We start from the raw sequence: 22,059 nt of genomic DNA, 5'->3' as shown, positions 1-22,059 counted from the left end.
TCTTGACAGGGGTAGTTGACACACCCCTCGCTGATCCGTAAAGTTCTTCGGGTTGCCGCCGAGCCGTAACGGTTCTCCGGTGGCACCTCCGCCGCGACAGCGGCAACCCAAACCATCCGCACGATCTCCCAACGGGATTGATTTCGGCGTGCCCGAATTCAATTCGATTTGGGCTCGGCTGTGTTCGATCAGGTCACTGGACCTCGATTGGGACTCCGCCGGGGGTATCGGCTAAGGTTTGGGACGTCGGAACGGCCCAACGGCTGGGATGGCAGCCCCCTCTGACTGGGAGTCAGGCCCGAAAGGGTCTGGTAGAGTCGGAGTCGCCGGAAAGGGAAACGCGGAAGCGGAAACCTGGAAAGCACCGAGGAAATCGGGACTGGAAACGGTCTGATAGAGTCGGAAACGCAAGACCGAAGGGAAAAGCCCGGAGGAAAGCCCGAGAGGGTGAGTACAAAGGAAGCGTCCGTTCCTTGAGAACTCAACAGCGTGCCAAAAATCAACGCCAGATATGTTGATACCCCGTCTGCCGGACATTGTTCCGGTGGCGAGGTTCCTTTGAAGAAAACATACAGCGAGGACGCTGTGAACGATCATCTTATTCCGGTGGTTGTTCCGCTCTCGTGTGTGTGCACCCGATTACGGGTAAACATTCACGGAGAGTTTGATCCTGGCTCAGGACGAACGCTGGCGGCGTGCTTAACACATGCAAGTCGAACGATGAACCACTTCGGTGGGGATTAGTGGCGAACGGGTGAGTAACACGTGGGCAATCTGCCCTGCACTCTGGGACAAGCCCTGGAAACGGGGTCTAATACCGGATGATACTCCCGCACTCATGTGTGGGTGTTGAAAGCTCCGGCGGTGCAGGATGAGCCCGCGGCCTATCAGCTTGTTGGTGAGGTAATGGCTCACCAAGGCGACGACGGGTAGCCGGCCTGAGAGGGCGACCGGCCACACTGGGACTGAGACACGGCCCAGACTCCTACGGGAGGCAGCAGTGGGGAATATTGCACAATGGGCGAAAGCCTGATGCAGCGACGCCGCGTGAGGGATGACGGCCTTCGGGTTGTAAACCTCTTTCAGCAGGGAAGAAGCGCAAGTGACGGTACCTGCAGAAGAAGCGCCGGCTAACTACGTGCCAGCAGCCGCGGTAATACGTAGGGCGCAAGCGTTGTCCGGAATTATTGGGCGTAAAGAGCTCGTAGGCGGCTTGTCACGTCGGGTGTGAAAGCCCGGGGCTTAACCCCGGGTCTGCATTCGATACGGGCTAGCTAGAGTGTGGTAGGGGAGATCGGAATTCCTGGTGTAGCGGTGAAATGCGCAGATATCAGGAGGAACACCGGTGGCGAAGGCGGATCTCTGGGCCATTACTGACGCTGAGGAGCGAAAGCGTGGGGAGCGAACAGGATTAGATACCCTGGTAGTCCACGCCGTAAACGGTGGGAACTAGGTGTTGGCGACATTCCACGTCGTCGGTGCCGCAGCTAACGCATTAAGTTCCCCGCCTGGGGAGTACGGCCGCAAGGCTAAAACTCAAAGGAATTGACGGGGGCCCGCACAAGCAGCGGAGCATGTGGCTTAATTCGACGCAACGCGAAGAACCTTACCAAGGCTTGACATACACCGGAAAGCATTAGAGATAGTGCCCCCCTTGTGGTCGGTGTACAGGTGGTGCATGGCTGTCGTCAGCTCGTGTCGTGAGATGTTGGGTTAAGTCCCGCAACGAGCGCAACCCTTGTCCTGTGTTGCCAGCGTGCCCTTTGGGGTGACGGGGACTCACAGGAGACCGCCGGGGTCAACTCGGAGGAAGGTGGGGACGACGTCAAGTCATCATGCCCCTTATGTCTTGGGCTGCACACGTGCTACAATGGCCGGTACAATGAGCTGCGATACCGTGAGGTGGAGCGAATCTCAAAAAGCCGGTCTCAGTTCGGATTGGGGTCTGCAACTCGACCCCATGAAGTCGGAGTTGCTAGTAATCGCAGATCAGCATTGCTGCGGTGAATACGTTCCCGGGCCTTGTACACACCGCCCGTCACGTCACGAAAGTCGGTAACACCCGAAGCCGGTGGCCCAACCCCCTTGTGGGGAGGGAGCTGTCGAAGGTGGGACTGGCGATTGGGACGAAGTCGTAACAAGGTAGCCGTACCGGAAGGTGCGGCTGGATCACCTCCTTTCTAAGGAGCACTTCTTACCGATCCCTCCGGGGTGAGGTCAGAGGCCAGTACATCGGCGAATGTCCGGTGCTGGTTGCTCAAGGGTGGAACGTTGATTATTCGGCACTGTCCGTCATCTCGGGCTGCGAGTACTGCTCTTCGGAGTGTGGAAAGCTGATCATGAGTGGCGGTGGTGCCGGGCACGCTGTTGGGTGTCTGAGGGTACGGCCGTGAGGCCGCCTTCAGTGCCGACCCCGGTAAAAATCCGCTTCGGTGGGTTGTGACGGGTGGTTGGTCGTTGTTTGAGAACTGCACAGTGGACGCGAGCATCTGTGGCCAAGTTTTTAAGGGCGCACGGTGGATGCCTTGGCACCAGGAACCGATGAAGGACGTGGGAGGCCACGATAGTCCCCGGGGAGTCGTCAACCAGGCTTTGATCCGGGGGTTTCCGAATGGGGAAACCCGGCAGTCGTCATGGGCTGTCACCCACTGCTGAACACATAGGCAGTGTGGAGGGAACGCGGGGAAGTGAAACATCTCAGTACCCGCAGGAAGAGAAAACAACCGTGATTCCGGGAGTAGTGGCGAGCGAAACCGGATGAGGCCAAACCGTATGCGTGTGAGACCCGGCAGGGGTTGCGTATGCGGGGTTGTGGGATCTCTCTTCTGTCGTCTGCCGGCGACAGGACGAGTCAGAAACCGTTGATGTAGGCGAAGGACATGCGAAAGGTCCGGCGTAGAGGGTAAGACCCCCGTAGCCGAAACATTGACGGCTCGTTTGAGAGACACCCAAGTAGCACGGGGCCCGAGAAATCCCGTGTGAATCTGGCGGGACCACCCGCTAAGCCTAAATATTCCCTGGTGACCGATAGCGGATAGTACCGTGAGGGAATGGTGAAAAGTACCGCGGGAGCGGAGTGAAATAGTACCTGAAACCGTGTGCCTACAAGCCGTGGGAGCGTCGCGCATCGAGTTTACTCGGTGCGTCGTGACTGCGTGCCTTTTGAAGAATGAGCCTGCGAGTTTGCGGTGTGTTGCGAGGTTAACCCGTGTGGGGAAGCCGTAGCGAAAGCGAGTCCGAACAGGGCGGTATAGTAGCGCGCTCAAGACCCGAAGCGGAGTGATCTAGCCATGGGCAGGTTGAAGCGGCTGTAAGAGGTCGTGGAGGACCGAACCCACCAGGGTTGAAAACCTGGGGGATGACCTGTGGTTAGGGGTGAAAGGCCAATCAAACTCCGTGATAGCTGGTTCTCCCCGAAATGCATTTAGGTGCAGCGTCGTGTGTTTCTTGCCGGAGGTAGAGCACTGGATAGGCGATGGGCCCTACCGGGTTACTGACCTTAGCCAAACTCCGAATGCCGGTAAGTGAGAGCGCGGCAGTGAGACTGTGGGGGATAAGCTCCATGGTCGAGAGGGAAACAGCCCAGAGCATCGACTAAGGCCCCTAAGCGTACGCTAAGTGGGAAAGGATGTGGAGTCGCAGAGACAACCAGGAGGTTGGCTTAGAAGCAGCCACCCTTGAAAGAGTGCGTAATAGCTCACTGGTCTAGTGATTCCGCGCCGACAATGTAGCGGGGCTCAAGCGTACCGCCGAAGTCGTGTCATTCCAGCAATTAAGCCCCAACGGGTGCTGGGATGGGTAGGGGAGCGTCGTGTGCCGGGTGAAGCCGCAGCGGAAGCTAGTGGTGGACGGTTCACGAGTGAGAATGCAGGCATGAGTAGCGATACACACGTGAGAAACGTGTGCGCCGATTGACTAAGGGTTCCTGGGTCAAGCTGATCTGCCCAGGGTAAGTCGGGACCTAAGGCGAGGCCGACAGGCGTAGTCGATGGATAACCGGTTGATATTCCGGTACCCGCTGTGAAGCGTCAAACATCGAGCCCGTTGATGCTAAGGCCGTGAAGCCGTTCCGGACCCTTCGGGGAAGGGAAAGTGGTGGAGCCGCCGGCCCAAGACGGTAGTAGGTGAGTGATGGGGTGACGCAGGAAGGTAGTCCAGCCCGGGCGGTGGTTGTCCCGGGGTAAGGGTGTAGCCCGTCATCCAGGCAAATCCGGATGACACGAGGGTGAGACCTGATGCCGAGCCGATTGTGGTGAAGTGGATGATCCTATGCTGTCGAGAAAAGCCTCTAGCGAGTTTCATGGCGGCCCGTACCCTAAACCGACTCAGGTGGTCAGGTAGAGAATACCGAGGCGTTCGGGTGAACTATGGTTAAGGAACTCGGCAAAATGCCCCCGTAACTTCGGGAGAAGGGGGGCCATCACCGGTGAGAGGACGTGCTCCTTGAGCTGGGGGTGGCCGCAGAGACCAGCGAGAAGCGACTGTTTACTAAAAACACAGGTCCGTGCGAAGCCGTAAGGCGATGTATACGGACTGACGCCTGCCCGGTGCTGGAACGTTAAGGGGACCGGTTAGTCCGACTTCGGTTGGGCGAAGCTGAGAACTTAAGCGCCAGTAAACGGCGGTGGTAACTATAACCATCCTAAGGTAGCGAAATTCCTTGTCGGGTAAGTTCCGACCTGCACGAATGGCGTAACGACTTCTCGACTGTCTCAACCATAGGCCCGGTGAAATTGCACTACGAGTAAAGATGCTCGTTTCGCGCAGCAGGACGGAAAGACCCCGGGACCTTTACTACAGTTTGATATTGGTGTTCGGTTCGGCTTGTGTAGGATAGCTGGGAGACTGTGAAGCTTGGACGCCAGTTCAGGTGGAGTCGTCGTTGAAATACCAGTCTGGTCGTGCTGGATGTCTAACCTGGGTCCGTGATCCGGATCAGGGACAGTGTCTGATGGGTAGTTTAACTGGGGCGGTTGCCTCCTAAAGAGTAACGGAGGCGCCCAAAGGTTCCCTCAGCCTGGTTGGCAATCAGGTGTTGAGTGTAAGTGCACAAGGGAGCTTGACTGTGAGACCGACGGGTCGAGCAGGGACGAAAGTCGGGACTAGTGATCCGGCGGTGGCTTGTGGAAGCGCCGTCGCTCAACGGATAAAAGGTACCCCGGGGATAACAGGCTGATCTTCCCCAAGAGTCCATATCGACGGGATGGTTTGGCACCTCGATGTCGGCTCGTCGCATCCTGGGGCTGGAGTCGGTCCCAAGGGTTGGGCTGTTCGCCCATTAAAGCGGTACGCGAGCTGGGTTTAGAACGTCGTGAGACAGTTCGGTCCCTATCCGCTGCGCGCGCAGGAACATTGAGAAGGGCTGTCCCTAGTACGAGAGGACCGGGACGGACGAACCTCTGGTGTGCCAGTTGTTCTGCCAAGGGCATGGCTGGTTGGCTACGTTCGGGAGGGATAACCGCTGAAAGCATCTAAGCGGGAAGCCTGCTTCGAGATGAGTGTTCCCACCCACTAGATGGGTTAAGGCTCCCAGTAGACGACTGGGTTGATAGGCCGGATCTGGAAGGCGGGTAACCGCTGGAGGTGACCGGTACTAATAGGCCGAGGGCTTGTCCTCAGTTGCTCGCGTCCACTGTGTTGGTTCTGAAACCACGAACAACCCCATGCCCATGGTCACGGGTGTGGTGCGGTTGATGTGTTTCATAGTGTTTCGGTGGTCATAGCGTGAGGGAAACGCCCGGTTACATTCCGAACCCGGAAGCTAAGCCTTACAGCGCCGATGGTACTGCAGGGGGGACCCTGTGGGAGAGTAGGACACCGCCGAACAAATATTGCGAAAACCCCTGTACCGTTTATTCGGTACGGGGGTTTTCTGCGTTTGGGCTACCGTTGTTGGCATGAACTACAAGATCCGTTCGATACGCGCCGACGAGTGGGCCGCGGCGAAGGAACTGCGGCTGGTCGCCCTGCAGGATCCCGTCGCGCATCTCGCCTTCTTGGAGACCTATGAAGCGGCGAAGGCCCAGCCGGACTCCTTCTACCAGGAGCGGGCCGTAGGGGCCGCCGAAGGCGCCGAAAAGGCTCAGCAGATCATTGCCGAGGGGCCGGACGGCGAGTGGGTCGGGACGTTGACCGTGCTTCTTGAGGAGGCCGGGACCGTCGACTGGGCCGGCTTCGCGGTCGAGCGGAAGCAGGGGCACATCGTCGGGGTGTTCGTGCGCCCGGAGGTCCGGGGCATCGGACTGACCGAGGTGCTCTTCGACGCGGCCCTGGAGTGGGCCTGGGGGCGCGGTGTCGAGCGGGTGCGGCTCATTGTGCACGAGGACAACGAACGGGCCCGGCGGTTCTACGGCAAGGTCGGCTTCGTGCCCACGGGGGTCGTCGTGCCGCTGTCCGGGCACCCGGCCGAGCGCGAGCTGGAGATGGCGTTCGAGCGGCCGTAGACGCCGTGGGCCTGGCTGCCTGGCTGCCTGGTCGGCTCAGTGAGCGGGGACCGTTTCGTGCAGGAAGCCGGTCAGCAGGGCTGTCACCGCGGTGGGGCGTTCCAGGTTGGGGAGGTGGCCCGCCCAAGGCAGTTCGAGGTGGCGGGTGTGGGGGAGCAGGCTCGGGAGCTGGGTCGCGATGTGCTGGAAGTCCGGCAGGTCGTGGCCGCCCGAGACGGTGAGGCCGGGTGACTTGATCGCGGCGAGGTCGAAGTCGACCTTGTTCCGTCCGGCGCCGTCGGGGGCGGCCAGTTGGATGTCGAAGGCCTGCCGTTGCATTCCGCGTACCTTCGCCCGGACCGATTCGTCGGCGTCGGGGCCCAGCCAGGTGTCCACGTTCAGTTCTACGGCTCCCTCGACATCGCCCGCCTCCAGCAGCTCGTCCTCCCGCTCGCCGAACGCGCGCAGTTCGTCGGTGGGTTGATGGCCCGGGAGGCCGGAGCAGAGCAGTGCCATCGCGGATACGCGGTCCGGTTGGCGGGCGGCGAGCTCCAGGGCGACCTGGCCGCCGTAGGAGGAGGCGATCAGGGTCGCCTGTTCGATGCCGAGGGTGTCGAGGAGGTCGAGTACGTCCTCCGCGTCGTTGTGGCGGTGGTCCGGCAGGGGGGTCTGGCCGAAGCCGCGGAAGTCGCAGCGCAGCAGCCGGTATCCGGCGTCGGCCAGGGCCTGCCACTGCGGGTCCCACATGCGGCGGTCGCAGACGGCGGAGTGGAGCAGTACGAGGGCGGGACCGTCGCCGGTCGTGTCGTGAGCAAGAGTCATGCGGCAGACCCTACGGGGGCGAAGAGGCTGGTCACCCGTCAATTTCGGCGCCGACGGGCTCGTACCGGAAGAACTGCGGTTCCTAGACCGGGAGTTCGTGGTGCGGCCAGCGGGCTCTGGCCTGTTCCTGGGAGCGGAGGAGGGCCAGGGTGGGGAGGCCTCGGTCTGCTCCGGTGGACAGGAGCTCGGGGAGTTGGGGGAGCGGGGCGACCGCGGCGATGTCGTCCAGGACGAGCGTCATTGGTGGGTCGAGGCGACCGGCCGATGACCGTTCGGCCATGTGCCGGCCGCGCTCGACCACGCTTGATGCGAGGGCGGTGAGGAGAGGCATCGCACCCGGGTTCGTACGGGGGTCCTCGATGGATTCACCTACCAGATAAAGCGTGCCCCCTTCGTTCGCGAAGGAATCCAAGGAGAGCGCGTCAGTTCTGTTGGGTGTGCAGGCTTCGCGGATGTTGACCGTGAAGAGGGAGGACAGTGCGCGGCTCGTCAACTCCTGGGCGATGTCCCGGCGTTCGGGGTGCGAAGTGAGTGCGGCTTCGAGTTCGCCTGCCGCGCCGGGGGCCGCCTTGGGGTTGGTACGGAGGGTCCGTACGGCGTCCTGGATCTGGGTGCCCTGGGACCAGCGGTGGACGTGGCGGATGGTACGGCCGTCGATCGCGGCGGCGTGCAGGTAGCTGCGGAGGAGTGTTTCGGCCGTGTCCGCCACCGCCTGGTCCATCTTCGCGGTGGGTTTTACGGGGGCGAGGAGGGCGGCGGCTCGTTTTACCGCGGTCTGTTTGTCCTCGCAGCCTGTGGTGGGGGACCAGTGGAGGCGGGCCGGGGTGTCGCAGAGGTGGGTGGGGTCGTAGAGGAGGACCGGGCCCAGTTTGGCTCGGGCGTCCTTGGTGTCCTGCCAGATGGTGGGGTTCGACGTGACTACCAGGGCTGGGCCTTCCGCGTCCCGTACTGCCTGGGTTGCGGTTGCTTGGCGGCTTTCTGCTGTCGCAAGAAAGACCTTTTCCCACCCAGCCACCCGTTCACCGTTAATTGGAGAGGCTGAGGCTGAGGCTGAGGCTGAGGCGAGCGGCGGTGCGCTCGGCGGCTGTTCGAGGAGGGCCGTCGGCTGAGGTTGCGGCTCTGGTCTCTGTGCCGGTACCTCGTGAACTTCCGGTGCCTGCCGCTCTGTTCGGTTCCGGGCCCGTACCGCTCGCCATCTCGCCACCGTGCCCATCGTGAACACAGTCAGGACGAACAGGACCATCAGCTGGCCGATGAACAGGCCCCAGAAGAGGCCGTAGCCGGAGAGCTGGGCCGGTGGGGTGCCGGGCCAGGCGCCGGTCAGGTCGTGGGGCCGGCCGATCAGGTGGCGCATGGCCAAGGGGGTGCGGGCGAAGGTCACGCCGTCGGGCCAGGCGCCGTGGGAGAACCAGGCCGCCAGGCCCGCGGCCGACCACACCAGCAGGGTCATGCCGAGGAGGAAGGCGAGCAGGCCGATCAACAGGCCGTCGGGGATGCCTCCTTGGCGTTCCCGTTCGTCGTTCGGTCTCATCTCGCCTCTTCGCCTCTCACGCCACCGTGGACTCGGAGGAGCCGTCGAGATCGCTCAAATGCTGTTCCATGAAGGCCGCAGCGCGTTCCTCCGCCTCCAACTCGGCGGCGCGCAGGGCGTCGTCGGTGAGTTCTTGGTCGTGGTCGCGGGAGGACTGGGTCATCGCGCGGTCGGTGAAGACGAGCGGGCGTTCCGTCTCGGTGATGAGGTGTTTGACCACCTGGACATTGCCGTTGACGTCCCAGACCGCGATGCCGGGGGTGAGGGTCGGGATGATCTCCACCGCCCAGCGCGGTAGCCCCAACACCCGCCCGGTTGCTCGGGCTTCGTCCGCCTTCTGGGCGTAGATCGTCCGTGTCGAGGCCATCTTGAGAATCGCCGCCGCCTCCTTCGCCGCCGCTCCGTCCACCACGTCCGACAGGTGGTGGACCACCGCCACGAACGACAGGCCCAGCCGTCGGCCGAACTTCAGGAGGCGTTGGAAGAGTTGGGCCACGAAGGGGCTGTTGATGATGTGCCAGGCCTCCTCGACCAGGAAGATGCGCTTCTTCCGGTCGGGGCGGATCCAGGTGTGCTCCAGCCAGACGCCGACGATCGCCATCAGGATGGGCATGGCGATGGAGTTGCGGTCGATGTGGGACAGGTCGAAGACGATGAGGGGGGCGTCGAGGTCGATGCCCACCGTCGTCGGGCCGTCGAACATGCCGCGGAGGTCGCCGTCGACCAGGCGGTCGATGACTAGGGCCACGTCCAGGCCCCACGCCCGTACGTCGTCTACGGCGACGTTCATCGCCTCGGCCGACTCCGGTTCGGGATGCCGTAGTTGCTCGACGATGTCCATGAGGACGGGCTGCCGGTCGACGATCGTCTCGTTGACGTAGGCGTGCGCGACCTTCAGCGCGAAGCCGGAGCGTTCGTCGAGGCCGTGGCCCATCGCCACCTCGATGATGGTGCGGAGCAGGGCGAGTTGGCCGGTGGTGGTGATCGCCGGGTCGAGGGGGTTGAGGCGAATCCCCATGTCCAGGGCGGCGGTTGGATCCAGGCGGATGGGAGTTATCCCCAACTCCTCCGCGATCAGGTTCCATTCACCGACCCCGTCCTCGCCCTGGGCGTCCAGGACGACGACCTGGCGGTCGCGGAAGCGGAGTTGCCGTAGGACGTACGTCTTCTCCAGCGCCGACTTGCCGTTGCCGGACTCGCCGAGCACCAGCCAGTGGGGGGCGGGGAGTTGCTGGCCGTAGAGCTGGAAGGGGTCGTAGATGTAGCCCTTGCCGGAGTAGACCTCGCGGCCGATGATGACGCCCGAGTCGCCCAACCCGGGGGCGGCCGTGGGCAGATAGACCGCCTGGGCCTGGCCTGTCGAGGTGCGGACGGGGAGGCGGGTGGACTCGATCTTTCCGAAGAGGAAGGACGTGAAGGCGTCGGTGAGGACGGACAGCGGATCCCGCATCTGAGCCCTACCTCCGGATGCCGGTGGCGAACGGCAGTGTGTTCACAAACGCGCGGTGGTGCTCGCGGTCGCACCACTCCAGCTTCAGATACGACTTGCCGGCGGAGGCCCTTATCGTGCGCTTGTCGCGCGCGAGGGCCTCGGGGTTGCGGGAGGAGACGGTGATGTAGCCGACGAGGTTGACGCCGGCCGCGCCGCTCGCGAGGTCTTCGCCGCGCTGGTCCATGCGGCCGTGGGCGGCGACGTCGCGGGGGTCGACGGTGCGGTTCATCTTGGCGGCGCGGGAGGCGTCGGCCTCGTCGTTGGTCTTCTCGGTCAGCATGCGCTCGATGGCGACCTCGGTGGGTTCGAGGTCCATCGTGACGGCGACCGTGCGGATCACGTCCGGGGTGTGAACCAGCAGCGGGGCAAGGAAGTTGACGCCCACCGGGGTCATCGGCCACTCCTTCACCCAGGCCGTGGCGTGGCACCACGGTTCGCGGGTAGACGACTCTCGGGTCTTCGCCTGGAGGAACGTCGGTTCCATGGCGTCGAGTTCGGCCGGCCAGGCGTTGCGCTTCGTCATCGCCTGGATGTGGTCGATGGGGTGGTCCGGGTCGTACATGGAGTGGATGAGCGAGGCGAGCCTGCCCTGCCCGAGCGGCTGCCGTACGCGGATGTCCGCCTCCTGCAGCCGCGAGCAGATGTCGGTGAGTTCACGCGCCATGACGACCGCGAGCCCCGCGTCCCGGTCGAGCTTGCGGCCCGCCTGGGGGCGGGACGCGCGGGCCATCGCGTGGGCCTCGGCGGAGAGTTCGCGGTTGAAGTGCATGCACGCCACGAGATAGGCGCGGTGCTGCTCGCTGCTGGTGGACACCATCGACTGCAGCTGGTCGTACGACTGCTGGAGCCACGTCAGTGCCTTCTCGTCGCCGCGCTGGGCGACGTCCTTGGCGTGCGCGTCCGGATCGGCGGGGAGCGTGCGGGCGAGCATCTGGATGCGGGTGACGAAGCCGTCGCCGTTCGCCACGTGCTTGAGGAGCGTGCCGAAGCGGTCGACGAGGGCCTCCTGGTCCTCGCTGTCGCGCAGGCCGACACCCGGGCCCTCGATCTCGATCGCCGCGGTGACCGTACGGCGGTCGGCGTGCAGCAGTACGGCGATCTCGTCCGGGCCGAAGGGGGCGGCCAGCCAGTTGATGCGGCCGATCCCGGGCGGCGGTCCGATCTCGACCTCACGCCCGTCGAGGTGGACGCCGGCCTCCATGACGGAGGAGCGGTACGTCGTGCCGTTGCGCAGGGTCCGCTTGTAACTGCGGTTGATCTCGAACCACTTGTAGAACGTGCGGCGCTTGTACGGCACGTAGACCGCCATCAGCGCCAGCATCGGGAAGCCCGTCAGTAGCACGATCCGCAGGGACAGGACCGGGACGAGGAGCCCGCACATCATGCCGAGGAACGCGCCCACGATGATGAGCGCGATCTCGCCGGTCTCCCGGTTCTTGCCGACGATCGCGTTCGGCCGGGCCCGGCCGATCAGATATGTCCGGCGGGGCGTGATCGGATGGGACAGGTGGGACTCTGTCGTCAACGCCCTTCACCTCCCGTGCGGTTGTTGCGGGCGTTGCTGGCGTGCGGGGTGTTCGCCGGGCTCTGGCGGGGCGGGGGCGCGGAAGCGGGGACTGCTCCGCCGCCGCCCGAGGAGGGGCGGGTGCTGTGGGCGGCGACGCCGCCGGAGACCGGGTTGGACGGGCGGGCGCCGCCGGAGGACTGGCCGCCGCCTCCGCCGTCGTTCGAGCGGGCGCTGTGGGTCTTGATGCCCTGGGCGACCATGGTGGCCGGGGAGCTGATGACCGCGGCGGCCTTGCCCTCGGCGCCCTGCATGATGCGGTTGTTGCGGCCGTTGGCGATGTCGTCGCCGAAGCCGGGGACGAAGCGGTAGATCATCGCGCTGGCGAAGATGGCCAGCAGGATGATGGCGAGGCCGGAGACGACGGCGGAGAACGAGTCCGGGCCGTCGGCGGAGGACAGCGCGCCGGCCAGGCCGAGCACGATGACGATGACCGGTTTCACCAGGATCACCGCGATCATGATGCCCGCCCAGCGGCGGACGTGGCCCCACAGGTTCTTGTCGACGAGGCCCGCGTAGACGACGGTGCCGAGGAGGGCGCCGACGTAGAGGAGGGCGGCGCGGATGACGAGCTCCAGCCAGAGGACGCCGGCGGCGAGGATGCTGACCAGGGAGACGACGATCAGCATGATCGGGCCGCCACCGATGTTGTTTCCCTTGGCCAGGGCGTTGGAGAAGTTGCCGAAGAAGGTGTCCTGGTTGCCGGTCGTCTTCGCGAGGACGTCCGAGATGCCGTCCGTGGCGGAGACGACTGTGTACAGGATCAGGGGTGTGAACGCGGAGGCGATGACCGTGAGCCAGAGGAAGCCGACGGCCTCGGAGATCGCGGTGGTGAGGGGGACGCCTCGGACCGCGCGCTTGGCCACCGCGAGGAGCCACAGGAGGAGGGTGAGGATCGTCGACGCGGCGAAGACGACCGCGTACTGCTGAAGGAACCTGGAGTTCGTGAAGTCGACGTTGGCGGTGTCCTTGACGGCGACGCTGAGCTTGTCGATGGTCCAGGAGGCGGCTTCGGCGCAGCCCTTGGCGAGGGAGGAGAGGGGGTCGAGGGTGTCGGTGGTGCTGGGGGTGGTGGAGCCCGAACCCTTCTTGCCGTTCTCGCAGATGTCCTTGGCCTCGCCGACCAGGAGCTTGCACTGCTGAGCCGTCGACGACGACCCCGTCGGTGTCGGGGTGGGGGAGGGGGCCGCGACGGCATGGGTGGCCAGCAGCACGGCAGCGGTCTGTACGGCGGTGAAGGCGGCCGCGGCCTTGAGTACGAGATGTGAGCTACCGGGCATAGGTGAACCCTCCGTACTCCTGGACGGCCTTGGCCATCTCGTCGGCAGTCGATGCCTTGTTGTCGCCGGGGACAGGGGCCGGGCCGTCCTTCTGGGAGAAGCTGTCGGCCTTCCAGTCGCTGTCCGCCCAGCGCAGGTGGAGCGTCAGGGTGAACCAGTCGCTGGTCACCGGGTTGGTCGAGACCGTGCCTGCCGTGCCGTACAGCCCGGTGCACCAGACTTCCACCGTGGCCGCGGTGTCCGAGTAGCTGGTGACCTTGGTGCCGATGGGCACGGTGCGGGAGACGTAGGTGTTGCCCGTGCTCGCGTTGCCGTTCGCGTCCAGGCCGAGCTTGCTCAGGAACTCCTTGGAGTAGGCCTGGTCGAGGCTGTTCTGCAGCGCGGTCTGCTGGTCGGCGACGAAGACCTGCCGCACGATCTCCGTCCGCCGGGCCGGCTTGAGGATGTCCGCCGAGACGAGCACCGTCGCGTAGTTGGTCGCCGCGCTCTCCGCGCCCTGCTGGTCGTGCGCGAACCCGGCGGGAATCCCGCCCGCCTTCGTCTGCACCGGCTTCGTCCCGCTCGCCGCCGTGGAACTCGCGTCCGGTTTCGAACCGCCGGACACGGTCGTGTCGTTGGAGGAGGAGTCGTTGCCGCCGCGGTTCGCGAAGGCGATGGCGGCGATGAGCAGGACGACCACTCCGACGACCGTGACGAGGCTTCTGGAGGAGGACCGGGTGCCTTTGCGGGCGCCGCCGTAGACGTCGCCGCCGTCGCCCTGGGGGTAGCGGGTGCGGGTCTGGCCGGTGCCGCCGTAACCGCCGGAGGTCTCGTGCTCGTCTCCGGAACTCATGCCGGGTACGCCCCTTCGCCGTCGTCCAGAAACATCTGGAAGTACGACGGTAGCCGTGCTGGTTCCCGCGCGGGCGCGGTGTGGTGACTCGACATCAGGGAAACGCAACCTCAGCCGGTGGGCGCGACGGGCGGGTGGGGTGGGGAGGGCGGGCGGTCGGGTCCGGCGGCTATACGGCCATGCCGTACACGATCGTGAAGAGGGTGCCCAGGGAGCCGATGATGAAGACCCCGGTCAGCCCGGCGATGATGAGGCCCTTGCCCTGTTCCGCGCTGAACGTGTCGCGGAGCGCCGTCGCGCCGATGCGCTGTTTGGCGGCACCCCATACGGCGATTCCGAGACAGAGGAGGATGGCGACCGCCATCACGACCTCGATCATCACCTTGGCCTCGTTGCCCAGGCTGCCGAAGGGGCCCCAGTCCGGAGCGATCCCGCCGATGATGGTGTTGATGTCTCCCTTGTCGGCCGCAAAGAGCATGTAAGTCACCGCCCCTGGTGGGTAGTTCCGCATCCCCTGCTGGTGCGCAGAGGTCAGGCATCATTGTCGCCGACAATGGCGCCGACGTATGTCGACTTGGCGTCATTGGTTGGCGAGTTTCGTACGAATACTACGTACGGTCACTCTGTGTATCACGGTAGGTAACGCCGGGCAACGAGGTCTGGGCGGAACCTGTGCGTGGTTCGGTCGTTAGCCCCTGATTATCGAGTTGCTCGTGCTGATGTTCTCATGATGAACGGGCCGCGGCTGGATGCCGCGGCCCGTTCCCTCATGCCACGTGTGGCCCCCACGACCCACGGTGGCATGACATGTGACTGTGGATCAGATCAGGGTGGGGGTCCGGTCGGCCTCAGTTGGCGAAGGCCGAGATGCCCTCCGGGGTGCCCCAGCCGGTGGGGCCGTCGTAGCCGGTCGTGGCGGTGCAGAAGTACGACGTGGTGCAGGTGCCGTTGTTGCCGCTCGTCACGTCGTTGAGGGACGAGGTGCCCGCGTAGTCGTAGGGGTACTGCGCGGGGTAGGTGCCGCTGGCCGGGGTGCCGGCGAGGGCGTAGACACCGGCGATGATCGGGGCGGAGACGCTGGTGCCGCCGAAGGTGTACCAGCCGGCGGTGACGCCGTAGGAGTCGTAGACGGAGACGCCGGTGGCGGGGTCGGCGACGGCGGAGACGTCGGACTCCATGCGCTTGGTGCAGCCGGTGTCGGTCTGCCAGGTGGGCTTGGCGTCGTAGGAGGAGCAGCCGGAGCCGGTGCCCTCGGTGCTGGACGTCTTCCAGACGGTCTCGGTCCAGCCGCGGGTGGTGGAGGAGGTGGACAGCTTGGTGCCGCCGACGGCCGTCACGTACCGGGAGGTCGCCGGGTACTCGGCGCCGTAGGCGCTGTCGCCGGAGGAGACGGTGATGGCCACGCCCGCGTGGTTGTAGTACGAGGTGTCGTACGTCGTCTGCGAGGAGGACTCGGAGCCGCCGTAGGAGTTGGAGACGAACTTGGCGCCGAGGGCGACGGCCTCGTTCTCGGCGGTGCCGAGGTTGGCGTAGCTGGCGCTGGTGGCCTCGACGAGGGTGATGTTGCACAGCGGGCAGATCGCGCTCGCCATGTCGAGGTCGAGGGAGATCTCCTCGGACCAGCCGGCGTCACTGGTGGGGAGGGAGGTCGTGGAGCCGGTCTGGCTGACCTTCTTGAAGCAGCCGTTGGCCGTCGTGCAGGCCGAGAGGCCGTAGTACGAACGGTAGGTGGCGAGGTCGGCCTCGGCGTTCGGGTCGTTGTACGCGTCGACGATCGCGATGGTCTCGCCGGAGCCGTTGGAGGCGGCGGCGGAGGTCAGGCCGTAGGCGGACCGGAGGTTGGCCGGGCTGTAGCCGGAGGGGGTCGACGCGTCGGCGGCCTTGGGGGTGATGCCGGTCTTCGCGGCCTGCATCTTCTGGAAGGCGGTGAGGCCGCCGGTGACGCGGTAGGACTTGCAGGTGAGGTCGCCGGCGTGCTTGGGGGTCGCACAGGGGGTGGCGGCGTAGGTCACCGTGGTGGAGGTGGTGGCGCTCTGCACGGCGTCGGCCTGCACGGCGGTGCCGAGGCCGGTGAAGACGAGTGCGGCCGTGGCGACGGCCGCGGAACCTATGCGGCGCCATCTACCGTGCATGTGGGGGGAGTTGGGGGTCGTGGTACGCAAGGTGCAGCCTCCTGAGTCGGTGGAACAGGGGCGGTGCGGGTGCGTCTCGCCGGTGCGGTTTCCCCGGCGGTGGGGGGCGGCCCGCGATGACCATCTCTTGTTGAGTACGCGACAACAAGAGGCTGCTGGAATCCTGACTTCCGGCTTACCGAACAGGGTCTGGCTCTTTACCAAACCCACAGGTTTTTCATGGGAGTTGGGGGCCGTCAGAGGCCCGGGGCACGGCGAACGGGCCGCGGCTGGTTGCCGCGGCCCGTTGCCATTTGCTCCGCCGAGGGGACCCCACGTCCCCTCTGCCGGCGGCTCCCCGTGACCCGACGGGGAGGCTCTGCGGGAGTGCCTCAGCCGGTGAAGGCCGAGATGCCCTCCGGGGTGCCCCAGCCGGTCGGGCCGTCGTAGCCCGACTTCGCGGTGCAGTAGTACGAGGTGGAGCAGGTGCCGTTGTTGCCGCTGGTCACGTCGTTCAGGGCCGAGGTGCCGGCCGCGGCGTAGGGGTAGGAGGCCGGGTAGTCGCTGCTGCCGGGGGTGCCGGCCAGCGCGTAGACCGAGGCGATGATCGGGGACGAGGCGCTGGTGCCGCCGTAGGTGCCCCAGCCGGTGCCGTCGGCGCCGTAGGTGTCGTAGACCGAGACGCCCGTGGCCGGGTCGGCGACCGCGGAGACGTCGGAGATCATGCGCTTGGCGCAGGTGGCGTCGGTCTGCCAGGACGGCTTCGCGTCGTACGCCGAGCAGCCGGAGCCGGTGCCCTCGGTGCTGCTGGTCTTCCAGACGCTCTCGGTCCAGCCGCGGGAGTTGGAGGAGGTGGAGAGCGCGGTGCCGCCGACCGCGGTGACGTACTGCGAACCGGCCGGGTACTCGGCGCCGTAGCCCTCGTCGCCCGCGCTGGCCGTGATGGCGACGCCCGGGTGCTTGTAGTACGAGGTGTCGTACGTCGAGTCGGAGGAGGACTCCGAGCCGCCGTAGGAGTTCGAGACGAACTTGGCGCCCAGCTTGACGGCCTCGTTCACCGCGGTGCCCAGGTTGGCGTCGCTCGCGGACTTGGCCTCGACCAGGAGGATGTTGCAGTTCGGGCAGGTCGCGCTGACCATGTCGAGGTCGAGGGACTCCTCACCGGCCCAGCCGCTGTCGGCCGTCGGCAGGGAGGTCGTCGAGCCGGTCTGGCTGACCTTCTTGAAGCAGCCGTTGGCGACCGTGCAGGCCGAGAGGCCGTAGTACGAGCGGTAGGTCGCGAGGTCGGCGGCGGCGTTCGGGTCGTCGTAGGCGTCGACGATCGCGACGGTCTCGCCGGAGCCGTTGTCGGCGGCCGCGTCGGCGAGGCCGTAGGCGGACTGGATGTCCGAGGGGCCGTAGCCGGTGGGGTCGGCGGAGGCGGCCTTCGGGGAGATGGTCTTCGGCGTGACGCCCTTCAGCGCGGCCTGCTTCTCCATGAAGGCGGTGGTGCCGCCGGTGACACGGAGGGCGTTACAGGCGGCGAACCCCTTCTTCGGGGTGGCGCCGCAGGCGGCCTTCTCGTACTGCACATGGGCCTTGGCGACCTGCGCGGCGACGGCCTTGGCGCTGACCTTCTTGGTGCTCGCCGTGGTGTCCGCGGCGGCGCTCGCGTGGGCCGCGGTGCCGAGTCCGGCGATCAGGAGCGCGGCGGTCGCGGCGGCGGCAGAACTGATTCTGCGCCAGTTGCCGCGTATGTGGGGGGAGTTGGGGGGTGACGTACGCAACGTACAGCCTCCAGAGAGAGGTGGGCAGAGGCCTGCGGGTGGGGGATCCACCGGTGAGGTTCCCGGTGGGGGCGGCGGCCCGTGACGACCTTCTCTTGTTGAGTACGTGACAACAAGAAGGGTTCTGGAGTTCTGACTTCCGCGTTACTCAAGGGGGTTGGGGGATTGCTGATCAATGGCGCCGGGATGGCGTGGCAATGGCCCGGGCTTGACTCTCTCCACGGAAAATCCACAGCGTGACGCGCGTTGACAAGGGTCGGCGGGGGACGCTGGAAGTGCGCTGGAAGTGCGCGAGGATCTGGCGCAGGGGATGTCCGAGCGCGGCTGTGACGGAGGCCGGCTCCTCCTCGGTGAGCCACCCCCGGTTCGGGTGCAGGGCCTGGATCCTGAAGCTCGCGAAACCCGTCGGCTTGGCGTGGTTCGCGGCAGCCCGGTCGGGTTGCCCGTGCGGGTCGGTCGGAATCACCGTCGAGTAGTTGTCGCTCACTGCTCGTTCTCGCGGGGCTTGAGGCCGTTCAGCAGATGGTGGATCAGGGCCGGGACGTCGGCGACCGCGGCCTCCGGGGTGAGTGTGCTCTGGGCCGCGAAGGAGGCCGTGCCGTGCAGTGCGGCGCCGACCACCAGGCTGACGGTCCAGGTGTCGCCGGCGACGATCTCGCCGCGCTCCTGGGCGTCGGAGATGATCCGCACGAAGGGGACCGTCGTGCTCTCGACGGCCGCGCTCAGCTGCTCGGAGATGTCCGGGTCGTGCTTGCGGGTGTACATGACTTCGAGCAGCTCGGCGTTGGACGCGGCGAAGTGCACATAGGCCTTCGCCAGCGCGATGAGGCGCTCCTCCAGCGGTGCCTTCGCGTCGTCGGCGCCGTTCAGCACCTGGGCCATGCGCTCGAAGCCGGACAGGGCCAGCGCGTCGACGAGGGCCTGCTTGTCCTTGAAGTGGCGGCCGGGGGCGGCATGGCTGACCCCGATGTCCCGGGCGAGCTCACGCAGGGACAGGGCCGCGACGCCCTTCTCCAGCAGGGTGCGCTCCGCGCTCGCGAGCAGGGCGGAGCGCAGGTCTCCGTGGTGATAGGGGCGTACAGGCATGCGAACCATCGTATCCCGATGTAGTCGGCGCCAGCATTGTTGCTGCCGACATCATTGTTGTCGTTGACAGCATTGTAGTCGTTGCCTACATTGGAGGGCATGGACAAGACGGACAAGACCATCAGTGACAAGAACAGCGGCAAGGCGCCCAAGTGGGACGCGAGCCGGATCCCCGACCTCTCCGGCCGGACGGCGGTCGTCACCGGCGCCAACAGCGGTATCGGCTTCGCCGCCGCCGCAGAGCTGGCCCGCGCGGGCGCGCACGTCGTGTTCGCCGTACGGGACCTGGAGCGCGGGCGGGCCGCGGCGGCGAAGGCGGGCGGCAGCACCGAGGTGCGCCGACTGGACCTCGCGGACCTGGCGTCCGTGCGGGAGTTCGCCGCGGGCTGGGACGGCCCGCTGGACCTGCTCATCAACAACGCGGGCGTGATGATGCTCCCCGAGGGGCGCACCCGGGACGGCTTCGAGACGCAGTTCGGCACCAACCACCTGGGCCACTTCGCCCTCACGAACCTGCTGCTCCCGCACATCACCGACCGCGTGGTGACCGTCTCCTCCGGCGCGCACAGGATGGGCGACGGCTACATCCACTTCGAGAACCTGAACCTGGACGGCATCTACGGCCCGCAGCGCGCCTACTCCCAGTCCAAGCTGGCCAACCTGCTGTTCACGCTCGAACTCCAGCGCAGGCTGGCCGAGTCGGGCTCACGCGTCCGCGCGCTGGCGGCCCACCCGGGCTGGGCGGCGACCAACCTCCAGAGCCACACGGCGAACCCGGTCGGCCGCGCGCTGATGGCCGTGGGCAACAGGGTCCTGGCCCAGGACGACAAGGGCGGCGCCCTGCCGACGCTGTACGCGGCGACCCAGGACCTGCCGGGCGCGAGTTACGTCGGCCCGAGCGGGATGGGCGAGATGCGCGGGGCGCCGACGCTGGTGGGGCGCAGCGCGGAGGCGAGTGACGTGGTGGCGGCCGGGCGGCTGTGGACGGCTTCGGAGGAGCTCACCGGGGTGCGGTTCCAGGTGGGGGCGGTGGCGTAACGGGTACCGGCTCCCGGGTTCCGACGGTGAGCGCCGACTGCACCCGTCTTGGTTCCTCGCAGGCCAGGAGATCCAGCAGGAGGCCCCGGACCAGTGCCAGGGCCCGCGTGGCCCGGGCCTGCGCGAGGGCGGGCGGGGTGCCGGGCGGCTGGGCGCGCGCGAGGAGGTCGAGCCACTCCCGGGCCGCCTCGCCGGCGAAGCCCGCCCACGGGCCGGGGTCGTGACTTAGGGACATCAGGAAGGCCTCGTACGTCAGCCGCACCATGGGGCGCTGCTCCGGCGCGGAGAGGAAGGTCCACAGGCGCTCGACCAGGTCGTCGAAGCTTTCACCGGCCGCACGGGCCCCGCTGTCCGCCCGGTCCGGCTCCGTCAGGATCGCGGCCATCATCCCGACCTGCTCGTGGCGGGCCCTGGCGAGCAGCTGTCGCAGCAGCTCGTCCTTGCTGCCGAACAGGTAGAGCAGGACGCGCGGGCTGGTGCCCGTGGCGGTGGCGAGGGGGCGCAGGGACAGGCCGGTGAGGCCGTGTTCGAGGAGGTAGGCGTAGCAGGCGTCGAGGAGTTCGGTGCGCCGGGGAGAAGGCGCTGATGACGGTGTCGTGCCCACTGCGCTACCGTAACTGAAACGAGTGTTTCAGTGCCAGCTCCGGTGGAGGTCGCGGCATGGGTGGTCACGACGCCTTCTCGCTCGGTGGGCGTACGGCCCTGGTGACCGGCTCGGTGCGCGGGCTGGGCCTGGAGATGGCCCGGGGGCTGGCCCGGGCGGGCGCACGGGTACTGATCAACGGGCGGGACCAGGCCACCGTCGGCGCGACCGTGCGGGCGCTGCGTGACGACGGGCTGGATGCTTCGGCCGCGGTCTTCGACGTCACCGAGCGTGCGGCGGCGCGGGAGGCGGTGAGCGGGCTCGGGAACATCGACGTCCTGGTCAACAACGTCGGCCAACGAGACCGGCGAGGGCTGTACGACATGACCCCGGACGCGCTGGCGCACATGCTGGACATCCACCTCACCTCGGCGTACGCGCTGAGCCGGACCGTCGCCGAGGGCCTGGCCGCCCGTCGCACTCCCGGCCGCATCATCAACGTCTCCTCCGTCATGGGCCAGTTGGGCCGCACCGGGGACATCGCCTACGCCACGGTCAAAGCCGGCCTCGACGGGCTGACCCGGGCACTCGCCGCGGACCTGGGGCCCAGCGGCACGACCGTCAACTCGGTGGCTCCGGGGACGTTCGCGACCGAGGTCAACGCCGGTCTCGCGGACGACCCCGAGTGGGGTCGGTGGCTCAAGACCCGTACCGCCCTGGGGCGTTGGGGGCGGCCGGCCGAGATCGCGGGGATCGTGGTGTTCCTGGCGGGCGACACGGCGTCGTTCATCACGGGGCAGACGATCGCGGTGGACGGCGGGATGACGACAACGTTCTGAGCGGTACCGGCCCCGTCAACTCCAGCTGCGTGCCTCGGCGTTGAAGACGTCGGCGTCGCTGTGCACCGGCAGGACGCAGAGCAGGTGGCCGCCGGGGGCGCGCAGGGTGCGGCACTCCAGCCAGCGGGAGACCGGGGTCGCGCCCAGGGTGAGCAGGCGGGCGGTCTCCGCCTCCACGTCGTCGGTCTCGATGTCGATGTGGAAGCGGGGGTTGGGATCGTCGACCGCCTGAACAGCCGTGACCAGACCGGGGATTGCCTCGTGGAGGGTGGTGAACTGCGCCTCCGAGGGGACCGGCTCGGCGGGGGCGCCGAGGGCCGCGGACCAGAAGGCTGCAGCGGCGGCGGCCTCCGGCCCGGGGGTGTCGATCAGGAGGGCGAAGACGCGGCTTCTATGCATGCGGCCCGTTTTCCGGGGCTGTTGCGTCCGCCGCGTCTTCCACACCCTCCACGAAGTGGTCGAACTCGCCTGCCTGGACGCCCAGTACGAAGGCGTCCCACTTGCGGCGGTTGGTGGTGACCACGTTCTCGGGGTCGCTGGTCTCGCGGATGTAGACGGGGGCCTCGCCGTCGTCTCCCTCGCCGAAGGCGATTTCGATCCAGGGGCCCGGGCCCGTCGCGTCCGGTGGGGCGGCGCGTTCCCAGGTGAGGTCGGAGGGGATGTCGGACACGGGGATCTACCTCTTTCTGGTGC

General features: G+C 66.4%; 17 protein-coding genes and 3 rRNA genes. 6 read left to right on the top strand and 14 right to left on the bottom strand.

Annotation, left to right across the window (positions count from 1 at the left end; translation table 11 throughout):
- Window positions 1-652: 652 nt before the first annotated feature.
- The 4 genes from OH768_RS24510 (at window position 653) to OH768_RS24495 (ending at window position 6,443) form a co-directional block, all read left to right on the top strand.
- Window positions 653-2,180 (top strand): 16S ribosomal RNA (locus OH768_RS24510).
- Between the two features lie 313 nt (window positions 2,181-2,493).
- A 23S ribosomal RNA gene (locus OH768_RS24505) occupies window positions 2,494-5,617 on the top strand.
- 92 nt (window positions 5,618-5,709) lie between these two features.
- Window positions 5,710-5,826, top strand: a 5S ribosomal RNA gene (gene rrf / locus OH768_RS24500).
- The 16S, 23S and 5S rRNA genes sit together here, the layout of an rRNA operon.
- Before the next feature lie 71 nt (window positions 5,827-5,897).
- On the top strand, window positions 5,898-6,443 hold the full coding sequence (locus OH768_RS24495) for a GNAT family N-acetyltransferase (RefSeq protein ID WP_406456946.1): 546 nt from the start codon (window positions 5,898-5,900) through the stop codon (window positions 6,441-6,443).
- Window positions 6,444-6,479: 36 nt separating this feature from the next.
- Here OH768_RS24495 and OH768_RS24490 read toward each other — a convergent pair whose 3' ends face one another.
- The 11 genes from OH768_RS24490 to OH768_RS24440 all read right to left on the bottom strand — a co-directional run bounded on the left by OH768_RS24490 (window position 6,480) and on the right by OH768_RS24440 (window position 18,906).
- Window positions 6,480-7,244 (bottom strand): alpha/beta fold hydrolase, encoded by a 765-nt coding sequence (locus OH768_RS24490; RefSeq protein ID WP_406456944.1) that lies wholly within the window; start codon window positions 7,242-7,244, stop codon window positions 6,480-6,482.
- An 82-nt stretch (window positions 7,245-7,326) separates the two neighbouring features.
- Window positions 7,327-8,775 carry a type IV secretory system conjugative DNA transfer family protein gene (locus OH768_RS24485; RefSeq protein ID WP_406456942.1) on the bottom strand — a complete coding sequence of 483 codons (1,449 nt, stop codon included), beginning with the start codon at window positions 8,773-8,775 and terminating at the stop codon, window positions 7,327-7,329.
- A gap of 16 nt (window positions 8,776-8,791) precedes the next feature.
- Window positions 8,792-10,225 (bottom strand): ATP-binding protein, encoded by a 1,434-nt coding sequence (locus OH768_RS24480; protein ID WP_406456940.1) that lies wholly within the window; start codon window positions 10,223-10,225, stop codon window positions 8,792-8,794.
- Between the two features lie 7 nt (window positions 10,226-10,232).
- A complete protein-coding gene (locus OH768_RS24475; RefSeq protein ID WP_406456938.1) occupies window positions 10,233-11,792 on the bottom strand; it encodes an SCO6880 family protein in 1,560 nt (519 codons plus the stop codon).
- Window positions 11,789-13,111 (bottom strand): hypothetical protein, encoded by a 1,323-nt coding sequence (locus OH768_RS24470; protein WP_406456936.1) that lies wholly within the window; start codon window positions 13,109-13,111, stop codon window positions 11,789-11,791. The genes OH768_RS24475 and OH768_RS24470 overlap by 4 nt, the downstream gene beginning before the upstream one ends.
- Window positions 13,101-13,943: a hypothetical protein gene (locus OH768_RS24465; RefSeq protein WP_359614733.1), complete on the bottom strand. Its 843-nt coding sequence runs from the start codon at window positions 13,941-13,943 to the stop codon at window positions 13,101-13,103. Before OH768_RS24465 ends, OH768_RS24470 begins: the two co-directional genes overlap by 11 nt.
- Before the next feature lie 169 nt (window positions 13,944-14,112).
- A complete protein-coding gene (locus OH768_RS24460) occupies window positions 14,113-14,421 on the bottom strand; it encodes a hypothetical protein (protein WP_014673544.1) in 309 nt (102 codons plus the stop codon).
- A gap of 370 nt (window positions 14,422-14,791) precedes the next feature.
- Window positions 14,792-16,105: a peptidase S8 gene (locus OH768_RS24455; protein ID WP_406456933.1), complete on the bottom strand. Its 1,314-nt coding sequence runs from the start codon at window positions 16,103-16,105 to the stop codon at window positions 14,792-14,794.
- Between the two features lie 341 nt (window positions 16,106-16,446).
- Window positions 16,447-17,820, bottom strand: coding sequence for a peptidase S8 (locus OH768_RS24450; protein WP_406456931.1), 1,374 nt, complete (start codon window positions 17,818-17,820; stop codon window positions 16,447-16,449).
- A 172-nt stretch (window positions 17,821-17,992) separates the two neighbouring features.
- A complete protein-coding gene (locus OH768_RS24445; RefSeq protein WP_406456929.1) occupies window positions 17,993-18,307 on the bottom strand; it encodes a hypothetical protein in 315 nt (104 codons plus the stop codon).
- Window positions 18,304-18,906 (bottom strand): TetR/AcrR family transcriptional regulator, encoded by a 603-nt coding sequence (locus OH768_RS24440; RefSeq protein ID WP_406456927.1) that lies wholly within the window; start codon window positions 18,904-18,906, stop codon window positions 18,304-18,306. Before OH768_RS24440 ends, OH768_RS24445 begins: the two co-directional genes overlap by 4 nt.
- Window positions 18,907-19,005: 99 nt before the next feature.
- On the opposite strand from OH768_RS24440, the gene OH768_RS24435 reads away from it, so the two are divergent.
- Complete coding sequence (locus tag OH768_RS24435) at window positions 19,006-19,944, top strand: oxidoreductase (RefSeq protein WP_406456925.1); 939 nt, start codon at window positions 19,006-19,008, stop codon at window positions 19,942-19,944.
- On the opposite strand, the gene OH768_RS24430 is transcribed toward OH768_RS24435, so the two are convergent.
- Window positions 19,907-20,548: a TetR/AcrR family transcriptional regulator gene (locus tag OH768_RS24430; RefSeq protein WP_406456923.1), complete on the bottom strand. Its 642-nt coding sequence runs from the start codon at window positions 20,546-20,548 to the stop codon at window positions 19,907-19,909. The genes OH768_RS24435 and OH768_RS24430 overlap by 38 nt on opposite strands.
- Before the next feature lie 56 nt (window positions 20,549-20,604).
- On the opposite strand from OH768_RS24430, the gene OH768_RS24425 reads away from it, so the two are divergent.
- Window positions 20,605-21,366, top strand: a complete 762-nt coding sequence (locus OH768_RS24425) for an SDR family oxidoreductase (protein WP_406456921.1) — start codon at window positions 20,605-20,607, stop codon at window positions 21,364-21,366.
- 15 nt (window positions 21,367-21,381) lie between these two features.
- Here the strand turns inward: OH768_RS24425 and OH768_RS24420 are convergent, their stop codons facing one another.
- Together OH768_RS24420 and OH768_RS24415 are read right to left on the bottom strand one after the other, a co-directional pair.
- Window positions 21,382-21,765, bottom strand: a complete 384-nt coding sequence (locus OH768_RS24420; RefSeq protein ID WP_406456919.1) for a VOC family protein — start codon at window positions 21,763-21,765, stop codon at window positions 21,382-21,384.
- Entirely contained in the window at window positions 21,758-22,036 is a 279-nt protein-coding gene (locus tag OH768_RS24415; RefSeq protein ID WP_406456917.1) for a DUF397 domain-containing protein, read from the bottom strand. The genes OH768_RS24420 and OH768_RS24415 overlap by 8 nt, the downstream gene beginning before the upstream one ends.
- Window positions 22,037-22,059 lie beyond the last annotated feature (23 nt).

This window comes from Streptomyces sp. NBC_01622 (assembly GCF_045209635.1).
Lineage (GTDB): Bacteria > Actinomycetota > Actinomycetes > Streptomycetales > Streptomycetaceae > Streptomyces.
This window is presented reverse-complemented; position numbering and strand designations above follow the sequence as displayed.